We start from the raw sequence: 13,226 nt of genomic DNA, 5'->3' as shown, positions 1-13,226 counted from the left end.
AGGTCTCAAAGGCTGGAAGCTGGCCCCGTGAACCTAGGCTTTCTGCGGCGTTTGGGAAGGCGCCGCGCCTGGCGCCGCTTGCAGATTTACTCAGCGGCCATGACCGAGGCGGGCGCCAGAAGGAGCTCCAGCAGCTCCTGGGCCAGCCAGCGGACCACCGGCACGGCGACGCCGTCCCCCGCCACATGCAGGGCGGCTGTGGCCGGCTTTGGCAGCTGATAGGTGTCCGGCAGGCCCATCAGCCGGGCGGCTTCCCGGGGGCTGAGGAGCCGGCTGCGGACATGGCCGTCCTCCACCACCACCAGGGTCTGGCGCGAGGAGCCGCCCCGGGGGGTGCGCAGGCAACCGGCGAGCCCGTCGAACCGGACCTCGGCCCGCTGCACCCGGCGGCCGTCCTCGATGCGGGTCCGCCGGAACACGGCGCCTACCGCCCGGCCCCGATGGCCGGACAGGCGGGCGCGATGATGCGGCGCCATGAGCGACAGAAGGCGCTCGGTGTCGGCCTCCGAGCGCCAGACGACAGCCTCGTCCGGCTCCAGCAGGGCCGACAGGTCGATGTTGCGGGCGGGGGGCGGGGCCAGACGCCACCACACCCAGGCGGCCTTCAGGTCATGAGGCAGGCCGATGTGGGCCTGACGGACGGCCCGGGTATGGAAGGGGCTGTCCCCGGAAAGCGCGGCGGGCGGCGCGATCCGCGAGGCCACCACGAACACCCGGGGCCGCGACTGCGGCAGGAGGCAGGCGGCGTCGATCTCCAGCGCCCCGAACACATAGCCCGCCTCGGCGAGGGCGCGGCCGAGGGCGGCGAAATCGGCCCCGCCGCGGGAGGTGAGCAGGCCGACCACGTTCTCGATGACGATCAGGCGCGGGGCGCGGCCCTCGCCCTGCAGGGCCTGCATCAGCTTCCAGAAGCCGAAGAATGCCGAGGAGCGCCCGCCCTCCAGCCCCGCCCGGGCGCCGGCGAGGCTGAAGTCCTGACAGGGGCTGGAAGCCCAGGCGAGGTCGGCTTCGCCCGGCAGGTCGGCGGCCGAAAGCGCCCAGACGTCGCCCTCGCGGAAGTGCCCCTCGGCGTCCGGGAAATTGGCGCGGTAGGTGGACGCCTTCACCGGGTCGAAGTCGTTGGCGAAGGCGCAGGCCCAGCGCTCGCCGAGCCCCAGGCGCGCCATGCCGCCGCCGGCGAAGAACTCGTAGAAGCTGAAGGGTGTCGCGCCCACGGCCCGACCCTAGCGTGATTTGCTGCGATCCATCATCCGGCGACCAAAGCGCCTTGCGGCCGTCCTGAATGAGGGCTTTGCTGCGGTGATGCGTCACCTACCGATCCTCGCCGCCGCGCTGCTGCTCCCGGCCTGCCAGCCCCAGGCGCCGGATGGCGCGCCCGCGCCGGCGCCCGCCGACGCCCCGACTGATGCGGCCCTGCCGCCTGGTCCGACCACCACCGACTTCAGCGCCCCGATCACCGCCCGGGGGACCGAGCCGTTCTGGGCCCTCAGGATCGACGGCGGGACCCTCACGCTGGAGCGGATGGGCGAGACGCCGGTGAGCTACGAAGCGCCAGGGGCGGCCATCTCGCCGGGGCGCGGCGAATGGCAGGCCGCCGGGCCCGGCGGGGCGAGCCTGAAGGTGACGCTCTATGTCAGCGAATGTTCGGACGGCATGAGCGACCTGCGCTATCCCATGACCGCCGAGGTGGAGCTGGTGACGGGCGAGACCCTGCGGGGCTGCGCGGCGCGGAGCGACGCCCTGCCCCGCGAGGCCGGTCAGGGCTAACCCAGCTCCAGCATCGGGATCTGGCCGACTTCGGCCTGGGCTTCGCCGCCTTCCCGACCGGGAAGGGTGAAGCCCACCGCGATCGCCAGGGCCGCCAGGGCCATCAGGGCTTTGATCGGCATGATCTTCCTTTCATCAGGCGTCATCGAACCCCTCGGAGACGGCGAGGTTCCTAAGGCAGAGGCCCGGTTCTGCTTGACCTGACGCGGCGTCCGCGCGGCTAGATGCCGGCAAAGGGCGCCTTGAGACGCCCGGCCCTTAGGGAGGCGCGCCATGGAAAAGGCCTTCGACCTGGTGATCCGCGGCGGGACCGTGGCGGACGGCTCGGGCGGACCGCTGCGCGAGACCGATGTGGGCGTCAAGGACGGCCGCGTCGCCGCCGTGGGGCGGCTGTCCGGCGCCGGCGCCGAGGAGATCGACGCCCGCGGCCTGCTGGTGACCCCGGGCTTCGTGGACATCCACACCCACTATGACGGGCAAGCTGCCTGGGATGAGCGGATGCAACCCTCGTCCTGGCACGGGGTCACTACCGTCGTCATGGGCAACTGCGGCGTCGGCTTCGCTCCCTGCCGGGCCGAAGACCACGACCTGCTGGTGCGGCTGATGGAGGGCGTGGAGGACATTCCCTTCCCGGTGCTCAGCCAGGGCCTGCCGTGGAACTGGGAGAGCTTCCCCGACTATCTCGACGCCCTGGAACGGCGGCGGTTCGACGTCGACATCGGCAGCCAGCTGCCTCACGCGGCCCTGCGGGTGTTCGTGATGGGACAGCGCGGCGCCGACCGCGAGCCGGCCACCGAGGCTGACATCCACGCCATGGCGGCCATCGCCAAACGGGCGGCCGAGGCGGGGGCGCTGGGCTTCTCCACCTCGCGCACCCTGAACCACCGCACCTCGGACGGCCAGCCGACGCCCACCCTCACCGCCGGCGAGGACGAGCTGACCGGCATCGCCCTGGGCCTGGCCGCCGCCGGCCGTGGCGTTCTGCAGGTGGTGTCCGACTTCGCCGAACCAGCCGCCGAACTGGCCATGCTGCGCCGGATCGTCGAGCGCTCGGGCCGTCCGCTGTCGTTCAGCCTGCTGCAGAGCCCCCGGGCCCCCGACAGCTACCAGATGATGCTGGCGTGGCTATCGCAGGCCAACGCCGACGGCCTGCCGATCCGCGCCCAGGTGGCCGGCCGGCCCGTGGGCGTGCTGTTCGGCTTCGAGCTGACCATGAACCCGTTCAGCCAGCATCCGGCCTATGGCGAGATCCGCGACCTGTCGCTGGCGGCCAAGGTGGCGCGGCTGTCCGACCCGGCCTTCCGTGCGCGGCTGCTGGCCGAGGAGGCGGCCGCCGCCGAGGGCTTCGCCGGAACCCAGCCGCGCGCCTGGGACAACATGTTCCTGATGGGCGAGGAGCCGGACTACGAGCCGACTTCCGACACGACCGTCGCCGCCATCGCCGTCCGGGAGGGGCGCGATCCGGCCGAGGTGGCCCTGGATCACATGCTGAGCAACGGCGGGCGGGGCATGCTGTACCTGCCGTTCCTCAACTACGCCCGGCACACCCTCGACCCGGCCCATGCGATGCTGAGCCACCCCCACTGCGTCCCGGGCCTCTCGGACGGCGGGGCGCATGTAGGCATGATCTGCGACGGCAGCTTCCCCACCTTCAACATCACCCACTGGACGCGTGACCGCACCCGCGGCGCGAAACTGCCGCTGGAGCGCATGGTGAAGGCCCAGACCCGGGATACAGCCGAGACCGTGGGCCTGTTCGACCGGGGGCTGATCGCCCCGGGCTACCGCGCCGATCTCAATGTCATCGACTACGACCGGCTGAAGCTGCGCCCGCCCGAGGTGGCCTACGACCTGCCGGCGGGCGGACGGCGGCTGCTCCAGCGGGCCGAGGGCTATGTGGCCACCATCGTGGCGGGCGAGGTAACCTACCGCGACGGCGAGCCCACCGGGGCCCTGCCCGGTCGGCTCCTGCGCGGCGCCCAGGCCGCCCCGCAGGCCCTGGCGGCGGAGTAGCTCGGCGGGCGCCCCGGCCCCGGCCGGGCGGGAAAGGTCGCATCGACCTCGGCGCGAATTGGGCCATAAGGGCCCCCATGCACGCCGCTCACGCAGAGGAGAGGGTTCCGTCGCTGGAGGCGGCGCGGAACGTCCTGCGCCGCACGTTCGGACACGCCGACTTCCGGGGCCTGCAGGCCGACGTCATCGGCGAGGTCCTGGCCGGGCGCAGCGCCATGGCCGTGCTGCCCACGGGCGGCGGCAAGAGCCTGTGCTACCAGATCCCCGCCATGCTGCGGCCGGGCCTGGGCCTCGTGGTCTCGCCGCTGATCGCCCTGATGACCGACCAGGTGGCGGCGCTGCAGCAGTCGGGCGTGGCGGCCGCACGGCTGGACTCCAATGTCGACCTGCACGAGCGCACCGAGACCTGGCGACGCATCGAGCGCGGCGAACTTGACCTGCTCTATGTCTCGCCTGAAGGCCTCATGCAGCCGACCATGCTGGACCGGCTGGCGCGCACGTCCCTCGCCCTGATCGCCATCGACGAGGCCCACTGCGTGAGCCAGTGGGGACACGACTTCCGGCCCGAGTACCGGATGCTGGGACGACTGGCCGAGCTCTTCCCCGCCGTGCCGCGGCTGGCGGTCACCGCCACCGCCGACGCGCGCACCCGCGAGGACATCCGGGCGGAATTGCGGCTGGAGGGCTGCGCCGAGTTCGTGGCGAGCTTCGCCCGGCCCGAGCTGATCCTGTCGGCCGAGCGCAAGAAGGGCTCCAAGGAAAAGCGCGTGGTCGAGCTGGTGGCGGCGCGGCCCGGCAAGTCGGGCGTGGTCTATGCCGGCTCGCGCGACGGCACCGAGAAGCTGGCCGAAGCCCTGCGCCAGGCCGGGGCGCCGGCCCTGGCCTATCACGCCGGCCTCGACCGCAACCTGCGAACCGAGCGGCTGGAGCAGTTCCTGGAAGCCGATGCGGCGGTGATGGTGGCGACCATCGCCTTCGGCATGGGCGTCGACAAGCCGGACGTCCGCTTCGTCATCCACGCCGACCCGCCGGCCTCCATCGAGGCCTACTGGCAGGAGATCGGCCGGGCGGGCCGCGACGGCGAACCGGCCGAGGGCATCACCCTCTATGGCGCCTCCGACCTCGCCTGGGCCCTTCGGCGGATCGCCGAGCGCGACGTGGACGAGGGCGTCAAGCAGGTGCAGGTCCGCAAGCTGCGCCAGCTCTACGCCATGCTCGACGGCGTCGCCTGCCGGGCGGCGGCGGTGCGCCGCTACTTCGGCGAGAGCGGGGTGAAACCCTGCGGCCAATGCGACCTGTGCACTGGCGAGATCGAGACCACCGACGCCACCGAGGCCGCCCAGAAGGCGCTGTCGGCCGCCCACCGGCTGGGCGGACGGGTCGGGCGCGGGCGGGTGGTGGACCACCTGCTGGGGCGGACCAAGGACGTCACCGACTGGGAGGCGGGCCTGTCCACCTGGGGCATCGGCTCCGAGCTGTCGGCCCTGCAATGGCGCGACCTTCTGGAACAGCTGCTGTTCGAGGGGCTGCTGCGCGAGGACCCCAATGACGGCCGCCCGCTGGTGGGCATCGGCGACGCCGACGGCGTGCGGGCGGTGTTCCGGGGCGAGCGGCGCGTCGTCATGCGCAAGATCGAGGACGAGCCCGCCCAACGGCCGCGCCGCAAGCAGAAGGAGCCGCCGCTGTCGCCGGCCGATGCGCCGCTGTTCCAGGCGCTGAAGGCCTGGCGGGCGCGGGAGGCCAAGGCCCAGCACGTGCCGCCCTATGTGATCTTCCACGACCGGACCCTGGCCGAGATCGCCCAGGCCCGCCCCGGCAGCCGGGCGGCCCTGGAGCGGATCAGCGGCGTCGGCGAGGCCAAGCTCGCGCACTACGGCGAGGCCGTGCTGGACGTGGTGCGCGGCTTCGAAGGCTAGGCCGCCATGAGCTTCGACCTCATGCGCCTCCTCGCCGCCCTGCTGGTGGTGGTGAGCCACACCTTCCCGCTCTCGGGCGAGCCGCCGCTGACCATCCGCGGGGTCGAGGACCTGGGAGCGCTGGGCGTCTCGGTCTTCTTCGTGATCAGCGGCTTCCTGGTCACGGGCAGCTACCAGCGCGACCCGAAGAGCTATCTCCTGAAGCGCATCCTGCGGATCGAGCCGGGGCTGATCGTCTCCCTCGTTCTCACGGTGGTCCTGCTGGCCTTCGTCACCACCGCGCCCCAGGCGGAATACTGGCGCGGCGCGACGCTCTATGTGGTGCGCAACGCCCTGCTTTATCCGGCCACCTACGAACTGCCGGGCGTATTTGCGGACGCACCCCACGCCGGCGTGGTCAACGGCGTGCTGTGGACCCTGCGGCTCGAGTTCACCTTCTACTTGGTGCTGATGCTGATCCGGGCCAACCTGAAGCTTGTCGTGGCCCTGGCCGGGCTGTGCGCCGGCGCCTGGCTTTCGCTGGTCGTCACCACCCCGGGCTGGGCCGACGAACAATGGAGCCGCATCGCGGTCCTCGCCGGGCGCAACGGCTTCCTGTTCTTCGCCGGCTCGGCCCTGTGGCTGACCAGGGCGAAGGTTCCGCTGTGGCTGGGCGCGCTCTCGGCCCTGGCCTTCCCGTTCGTGGGCCCCCTGGCCCTGCCGACGGCGGTGGCGGGTCTCTCCCGCCCCGGCAAGCTGCCGGCGGACCTCAGCTATGGGGTCTATATCTACGCCTTCCCGATCCAGCAGCAGCTGGCGCTGATGGGACAGCTGAACGTGGTCACGGCGATCCTGGCGGTCCTGCCGTTCGCGGTGGCCAGCTGGTTCCTCGTGGAGCGGCCGGCGATGCGCCTCAAGCCGCGCGTCGCCGGGGAGTCGGCCGGCGGCGAGGGACGAGCCTGGTGACGTCGGCCTGGATGCGCCGCCATCCGAGCCACACCCCGATCGCCACGCTGAACCCCGCAAACAGCAGCAGCACCGTCATCGCCCCGGCCCAGGCCGGGCCCCGGTCGAACCCGGAGATCATGTCCAGCCGGTGCAGGGCGAGATGCCACCAGCGGAAGCCCTGGGCGGCCTGATCCACCGACCGCAAGAGTTCGCCGGTCTCGGGATCGATGTAGTCGCGCGTCCCGTCGGCGCGGATCACCCGCCACACAGGCAGCTTCACCGTGTCATGGTGGCCGTACCAGTAGGCGTCCTCCTTCTGCATCAGCCCCTGGGAGGCGATATGACCGAGCACGGTCGTCGCCCAGCGCAGCTCGGCCTCTCTGGGCGGGCCGGCCAGGCGCCGACCGTCCACGACCAGGGAAAGCCGGCCACGAAAAGGCGCGAGCCGCACCTGCCGCACCGGCCGATCTTCGGCCTTGAGGCGTTCCAGAGCCTCGCCCAGCTCGGCGACGGTGATGGCGGCGGCGGCGTAACGGGCGCGGGCCGGATCCTCGCCGCTCTCCAACAGGCCCCACGGCTGCATGGAGAGCAGGCCCGAAAGCACCCAGGTGAGGGTGAGCAGGCCCGCCGCCAGGCCCGTCAGATGGTGCCACAGCATGACGCCCCGGAAGGGCGAGAGCCGCTCGTCCCGCCACGGCCGCCAGGCGATCAGGCCAAGGTAGATCCCGGTGACGGTGAGGAAGACGCCGGCGAGCGAGGTCCAGATCACCACCTGGGTCCAGAGCCTGCCGTCCTGACGCAGAACCTGCGGATAGAGCCAGTGGGGGATCGGGCCGAGCCAGGCCAGCACCCGGCTCGCCCGGGTGGTCACCTGCGCCACTTGGCCGGTGCGGGCCGAGACATGGACCACCGTCCGGGCCGGATCGCCCACCTCCACCCGCCAGAACGGCCGGCGGGCGTTGAAATAGCCGGTGACGGTCCACTGGTCGCGCTCGACCAGGCGGGCGGAGACCGGCGTGCGCCCGGTATGGGCGGCCGCCACGGCCAGCGCCTCGGCCACGGTCAGCGGCTCCAGGACCCCGCCACGGGCCAGGTCATAGGTCTCGCCGCCGCTGCGCAGCACCGGTCGGCCGGCCACGGCCTCGATGACGCCGTCCTCCAGGCGCTGGCCGGGACCGAAGCTGGAGAAGTCGCAGCAGGCGGCCCAGGGAATCGGCGCAAGGCCCGCCGTCCGCTCGGGCTCGGTCACCTCCGGCCAGCGGACGAACAGCATCACGACGCCGCTGACGAACCAGACGAGCATGAGCAGGCCCATGGCGACGCCCAGATAGCGGTGCGTCACCACCAGCCAGCGCGGCGCCCAGGGCTTGCGCTGAGGTTTCGGCTTAGAAGCTATAGGCGTAGCTCACATGCAGGGCCCGCGGCGCGCCGCGGAAGCGGTAGAGGAAGCGGGCGGTGGAACCGTCCACCACGGCCGAATTGACCCGGGTCGCATAGTCCTCGTCCAGGACGTTCTCGATCCGCGCGGCCAGCTTGTGGCGACCGCCCACGCCGTCGAGCAGCACATGCGCGGCGAGATCCACCACCGTATAGTCGCCGTACTTCACCCGGCCGAACCCGGAGACGTTTGACGCGACCTCTCCAGTCCAGAGGAGACTCGCCGAAGCGCCGTAGGGGCGGTCCGCCGGCTGCCAGACGACCGTCGCCTTGGCCTGGTCTTTCGGCACCCGCTCGAACTGGACGCCCGCCCCGGCGGTTCGGGCGCGGGTGTGGGAATAGGCGCCGCGAACGAAGAGCGCGCCGCCGAGCTGGACCGTCGCCTCGGCCTCGAAGCCGCGGAAGCGCACCTTGCCATCGGTGTTGATGTAGACGCCGTCGGGCAGGCCCGGCTGGTCGTAGTCGTCGATGATCAGGTTCTCGACCTTGCGGGCGAAACCCGTGAGCTTCCAGTCCAGGGGGCCGGCCTGGCCGCCGATCGAGGCGTTGAAATTGAGGCTCTCCTCGGCCTCCAGGTTCGGATTGCCCACCGCGCAGCAGGGGTCGATTCCGTAGAGCTGCTCGGCGCTGGGCAGCAGGAAGGCGGCGCCGGCCATGCCTTCCAGGTAGAGGCTGTCGGTGGCGTCCCAGCGTCCGGAGACGTTCCAGATGGTCGTCTCGGTTTCGCCGGTGCGATTGTGGCGGACCCCGGCGGCGAAGCGGGCGCGGTCGAAGAGATCGTCGGTGGTGCGAACCTGGGCGACGACGGCGTGCACCTTCTCGGTCCGGTCGGCGATCAGCAGCACGTCGTCGCGGCCGTTGAAATTCTGGAAGTCATAGCCGAGCTGGTACTCGAACCCGCGATGCAGGTTCAGCTTGGCCAGGACGCTGACGCCGTAGTCCTCGTAGCCCCAGTAGGTGAGGTCATCGACGATCACCGGCGCGGCGGTCGGATCGCGGGGGACGTTGTTCACCGTCGAATAGACCGTATCCCAGTCGTGATAGTAGCCCTTCACCGAAAGCTGGATGTCGTCGCGGGCCGTCCAGTCGAGGCTGACGCTGGCGATCTCCTCGTCGCGGTCGTTGAACGACAGGCGGGTGAGGCGCGGGTTCGGATATTCGAGGTGCGCGTCCGTGTGCTGAACATAGAGGTTCAGCGCGAGGCCATCGGCCAGATCCACCCCGTACTTGCCGCCGAAGCTGACCACGTCATAGCCGCGCTTGCGGTCGGTGGCGCTCGGCTGGAAGACGTCGAAGCTCCGATAGCCTTCGGACTCGTCCTTGGACGCCCAGGCCACGAAGCGGTGGCGGCCGATGGCGTCCCGCACATAGGCGTCGGCCCGGACGCCGCCGTGGGTGTCGACGCCCGCCGTGACGCGGCCGTCGAAGGTGTCGGAATAGCCGCGGGTGACGACATTGATGGCCCCGGCGACCGCCTGGGTGCCGTAGAACAGGCTCTGACCGCCCTTCAGCACCTCGATCCGCTCGACCATGCTGGCCGGCAGGGTGTCAGCGGGGCTGGTGGAGGTGTAGAGCCGGTTGTTGATCCGTACGCCGTCCACGAGCCACAGGACGTCGCCCGTCCGCGAGCCCTGCAGGGCGATATCGACGTAGGAGAACGGCCCGTTGCGTGGGGCCAGATAGAGGCCCGGCGCCTGCATCTGCAGCGCCTGGGAAATGTCCATATAGAGGTTATTGCGCAGGGTGGCCTCATCGATGACCGAGAGGTCCGCGCCATAGCGGGCCAGCTCCTGCGGCAGGGTCTCTTCCAGCCGGGCGGCGGTGACCACCAGCTCGTCCACATCGGCCGTCTCGGCCCAGGCGCCCGTGGCCAGGCCCGTGGCGGTCAGGCACGACAGCGCCGCCCCCGCGAGCAGGAATCTCCTCATCTCTCCAGTCCCTCGACGCTCGCCGATTGTTGTTGGCCGAAACTCGGGTATGGCGATAAGGACCGTCGCGCGGGCGGGCTCGTACTTTACGGTTCGCCCGGCGTTACACGGGGGTTACAGCGACAGCGATGGGCGGCCTGGAGGCGGAGATCGCGCGGGTTCGGGAGAGCGGCGTGCTGGGTCGCTCCCAGGGGCTTTCGCGGCTGTTCGACTACCTCGCTGAGCAGGCTCTGGCCGGGCGGCCGGTGCGCGAAGCCGACATCGCCGCGGACGTCTTCGGCCGGACGTTGGATCTGGCGGGCGACGCCTCGGTGCGGGTCTATGTCCACCGGCTGCGGCGCAAGCTGGACGCGTTCTACGCGGATCGCTCGCCGCGCCTGGCGGTCCCGCTGGGCGAATACCGCCTGACGCTTGTCGAAGCGCCGCCCTCTGAAACGGCCGAGGTGAAAGCGTCCGCACCTCGCCGCCGCACGCCCTGGATCATGGCGGCCGGGTTCGTCCTTCTCGCCCTCGCCGGGATCGGCGGCGCCTGGACGCTGCGGGCCACGGCGCCGATGCGGGAGCTGGACCGGGCGGCGGCCTCCCCCCTCTGGGCCGGTTTCGGCGCCGAGCGGCCGGTGCTGGTGGTGGTGGGCGATTACTACATCTTCGGCGATACCGAGCACGGCGAGACGCCGGTGCGGATGATCCGGGCGTTCGACATCAACTCGCCCGCCGACCTCGACGGCTATCTGATGGCCCGGCCCGAACTCCAGGGCCGCTATGTGGACCTCGACACCTACTACACGCCGGTGGGCGCGACCCTGGCGCTTCGGCAGGTGATGCCCCTGGCTCGACGCCTGGCCAGGGAGGACGAGCGCCTGCGGCTGGTGACCTCCTCGCAGCTCACGCCGGCGATGCTGAAGGACTTCGACATCGTCTATGTGGGCTATCTGTCAGGGCTGCGGCTGCTGCAGGACCCGGTGTTCGAGCGTTCGCGCTACGCCATCGGGGAGACCTTCGACGAGCTGATCGACCGCCGCACCAGCCAGACGTTCGTCAGCACGGCGGGTCCGGCCCATGCCGGTCGCCCGAACCAGGACTACGGCTATCTCGCGGCGTTCCAGGGACCAGCCGGCAACCGCTTCGTGGTGATCGCCGGGGCCCGCGACATCGGCCTCATGCAGGTGGCGGAGATCGCTGCCGATGGCCGCCGCAATCGGACGGTTGCGCCCAAGGCCGAGGGCCTGCTCTACCGTGTGGAGGGCGTCGGCCGCACAAACCTGTCGGCGACGCCTGTCATCCCGGACGGAGAGGCGCCCTAGCGCGGCGGATTGACCGGCCCCGGCGGCATGGCGTCGTCCTGCTGCCCCGCCGGATCCTCGCTGAGGGTCGGCGGCGTGGCCGGCATGGGCTGGCCTTGGGTGTCCGGCGTGGTTCCGGGCGGCGCGGGGTTCACGGTCATCGGCGACTGCGCAGAGGTGTCGCGGGTCGAGTCCGTGGCGGCGGCGGTTCTTTCCCCGCCGGTCTCGGCGCAGGCGGCGAGGCCCGCCAGGACCAGCGCGAAGGCGGCTGAACGGAACATCCTGATCCTCCTGGAAGCTGCGGCGTTCGCCAGGCAGGCGCCTTGGCGGTGGACGTGAGGCATGGCGGAGCAACGGAAGCCGCCCGTCGAAGTTCCGCGGGCCCGGCTATGGACACCGCGGCCCGATGACGGCATGGAGCGCCGCCCGCCATCCGGTTCTCGGGGCGTCCCGGCGGGTTCAGTCAGCTTCGGTTCACATGCGCCGGGGCAGGTGTGGCGCCTTCCCCGCCGATCCGGCGCCCCGTCCAACGTCTCGCGTTTCAGAACTCATGCGCTTCAGACCTGCCGCCTCGAGCCTCGTCCGCACCACCATCACGGCCTACGCCCTGTTCTTCGGGCTCAACGCCCAGGCCGCGCCCGCCAAGGCCGCCGAGCCCCGCGGGGTGCAGGCGGCCTTCGGCAACACGGTCAAGGCCCTGTATCCCGATGGCCGCTATCAGCGCATCTGGCTGCACGCGGACGGCACCTGGGACGCCATCGGCCGACGCGGCAAGGCCTCCTCGGGCAAATGGACGGTGAAAGGCGAACAGGTCTGCCTGAAGCAGTCCAAGCCGATCCCCGTGCCGATCAGCTACTGCACCGACTTCCCCTCGGATGGCGGCATCGGCGCGGTCTGGACCGGCAAGGACATGCACGGCGAGCCCATCAAGCTCACCGTCGTCAAGGGCATCGATCTGCCCTGAGCCTGACCGCTGGGCGGCTTGCCGTTCAGCCGTGGCTGTGGCCGCAGTGGTCGTGGGCGTGGTCCGCCCCGCGCACCTCCACCGTCACATGCGACAGGCCCGCGAGCCCGGCGAGGCGGGCGCGATAAGCCTCGGCCGGCTGGGGATGGTCGGCTGCGATCACCGCGATCACTGCATGGTGGCCCGGGCCGAGACGCCAGAGATGCAGGTCGATGACCCGCTCGCCGCCGCTGGCCAGGCGGGCGCGGACCTCGGTGGTGAGTTCGGGCGAGGGGTTGATGTCCAGCAGGGCCGCCCCCGCGCGCTTCAGCAGCTTCACGGCGAACTGCGCCACCAGCAGGGCGGCCAGAAGGCCCGCAAGGGGATCGGCGAAACGCCAGTCGAACTGCTGGCCGATCAGTACCGCCGCCAGGACCAGGACCGAGACGGCGGCGTCGGCGGTTAGGTGCAGGTGGACGGCCGAGAGGTTGAGGTCCCCGTCCGGGTCGTTGCGGGTGGCATGGGCGCGGCCCGGCCGCAGCAGCCAGATGCAGACGAGGGTGATCGCCAGGCTGGCGGCGGCGATCGGCACGGCGCCGTGATAGTCGACCACATGCGGGTTGAGGATGCGCTCGACGCTCTCGCCGGCGATAATCACCGCGGTGAGGGCCAGCACCATGCCGTTGGCGAAGCCCGCCAGATAGCCCAGCTTGCCGGTGCCGAAGCTGAAGGCGGGATTGCCAGCGTTGCGCCGCGCCAGAACATAGGCGCCGGCGGCCACCAGCAGGGCGACCACGTGGGCGGCCATGTGCAGGCCCGCGGCGGTCAGCGCCAGCGAGCCCGTGACCACGCCGCCCACCACCAGCACCGCCAGGGTGGCGACGCAGATCGCGGTCACGATCCAGGTGCGGCGTTCATTCCGGCGGTGGTCGGCCCCGAGATAGGTCCGGTCCTGACGGAAGGCGTCGAGGGGTTCGACGCGGATTTCGGGGCGCTCGGCCATCGTCATGTG

12 protein-coding genes are annotated in these 13,226 nt (G+C 71.2%); 6 read left to right on the top strand and 6 right to left on the bottom strand.

The features are described 5' to 3' along the window. Positions 1-86: 86 nt before the first annotated feature. Complete coding sequence (locus BO64_RS04175) at positions 87-1,214, bottom strand: DNA cytosine methyltransferase (RefSeq protein WP_496402016.1); 1,128 nt, start codon at positions 1,212-1,214, stop codon at positions 87-89. Positions 1,215-1,302: 88 nt separating this feature from the next. Here BO64_RS04175 and BO64_RS04170 point away from each other — a divergent pair, with 88 nt between their 5' ends. After that, positions 1,303-1,767: a COG3650 family protein gene (locus BO64_RS04170; protein WP_496402015.1), complete on the top strand. Its 465-nt coding sequence runs from the start codon at positions 1,303-1,305 to the stop codon at positions 1,765-1,767. Here BO64_RS04170 and BO64_RS04165 read toward each other — a convergent pair. Further along, positions 1,764-1,889 (bottom strand): hypothetical protein, encoded by a 126-nt coding sequence (locus BO64_RS04165; protein ID WP_496402014.1) that lies wholly within the window; start codon positions 1,887-1,889, stop codon positions 1,764-1,766. The two genes, BO64_RS04170 and BO64_RS04165, sit on opposite strands and share 4 nt — an antisense overlap. Before the next feature lie 151 nt (positions 1,890-2,040). On the opposite strand from BO64_RS04165, the gene BO64_RS04160 reads away from it, so the two are divergent. The 3 genes from BO64_RS04160 to BO64_RS04150 all read left to right on the top strand — a co-directional run bounded on the left by BO64_RS04160 (position 2,041) and on the right by BO64_RS04150 (position 6,641). Further along, a complete protein-coding gene (locus BO64_RS04160; protein WP_496402013.1) occupies positions 2,041-3,780 on the top strand; it encodes an N-acyl-D-amino-acid deacylase family protein in 1,740 nt (579 codons plus the stop codon). 77 nt (positions 3,781-3,857) lie between these two features. After that, a complete protein-coding gene (gene recQ / locus BO64_RS04155) occupies positions 3,858-5,696 on the top strand; it encodes a DNA helicase RecQ (protein ID WP_496402012.1) in 1,839 nt (612 codons plus the stop codon). Positions 5,697-5,702: 6 nt separating this feature from the next. Next, on the top strand, positions 5,703-6,641 hold the full coding sequence (locus BO64_RS04150; RefSeq protein ID WP_496402011.1) for an acyltransferase family protein: 939 nt from the start codon (positions 5,703-5,705) through the stop codon (positions 6,639-6,641). Here BO64_RS04150 and BO64_RS04145 read toward each other — a convergent pair. Together BO64_RS04145 and BO64_RS04140 are read right to left on the bottom strand one after the other, a co-directional pair. Then, entirely contained in the window at positions 6,589-7,965 is a 1,377-nt protein-coding gene (locus BO64_RS04145) for a hypothetical protein (protein ID WP_496402010.1), read from the bottom strand. The two genes, BO64_RS04150 and BO64_RS04145, sit on opposite strands and share 53 nt — an antisense overlap. Positions 7,966-8,008: 43 nt before the next feature. Beyond that, complete coding sequence (locus BO64_RS04140) at positions 8,009-9,988, bottom strand: TonB-dependent receptor plug domain-containing protein (protein WP_496402009.1); 1,980 nt, start codon at positions 9,986-9,988, stop codon at positions 8,009-8,011. Between the two features lie 173 nt (positions 9,989-10,161). On the opposite strand from BO64_RS04140, the gene BO64_RS04135 reads away from it, so the two are divergent. Next, positions 10,162-11,292 (top strand): helix-turn-helix domain-containing protein, encoded by a 1,131-nt coding sequence (locus BO64_RS04135; RefSeq protein ID WP_496402008.1) that lies wholly within the window; start codon positions 10,162-10,164, stop codon positions 11,290-11,292. Here BO64_RS04135 and BO64_RS04130 read toward each other — a convergent pair. Then, entirely contained in the window at positions 11,289-11,552 is a 264-nt protein-coding gene (locus BO64_RS04130; protein ID WP_496402007.1) for a hypothetical protein, read from the bottom strand. The genes BO64_RS04135 and BO64_RS04130 overlap by 4 nt on opposite strands. 269 nt (positions 11,553-11,821) lie before the next feature. On the opposite strand from BO64_RS04130, the gene BO64_RS04125 reads away from it, so the two are divergent. Next, entirely contained in the window at positions 11,822-12,235 is a 414-nt protein-coding gene (locus BO64_RS04125; RefSeq protein ID WP_496402006.1) for a hypothetical protein, read from the top strand. A 25-nt stretch (positions 12,236-12,260) separates the two neighbouring features. Here the strand turns inward: BO64_RS04125 and dmeF are convergent, their stop codons facing one another. Continuing rightward, on the bottom strand, positions 12,261-13,223 hold the full coding sequence (dmeF, locus tag BO64_RS04120) for a CDF family Co(II)/Ni(II) efflux transporter DmeF (RefSeq protein WP_496402005.1): 963 nt from the start codon (positions 13,221-13,223) through the stop codon (positions 12,261-12,263). Positions 13,224-13,226 lie beyond the last annotated feature (3 nt).

Source organism: Phenylobacterium composti DSM 19425, from assembly GCF_059568645.1.
Note: the sequence above shows the minus strand (reverse complement) of the source record. Positions and strands in the feature narration are given on the sequence as shown.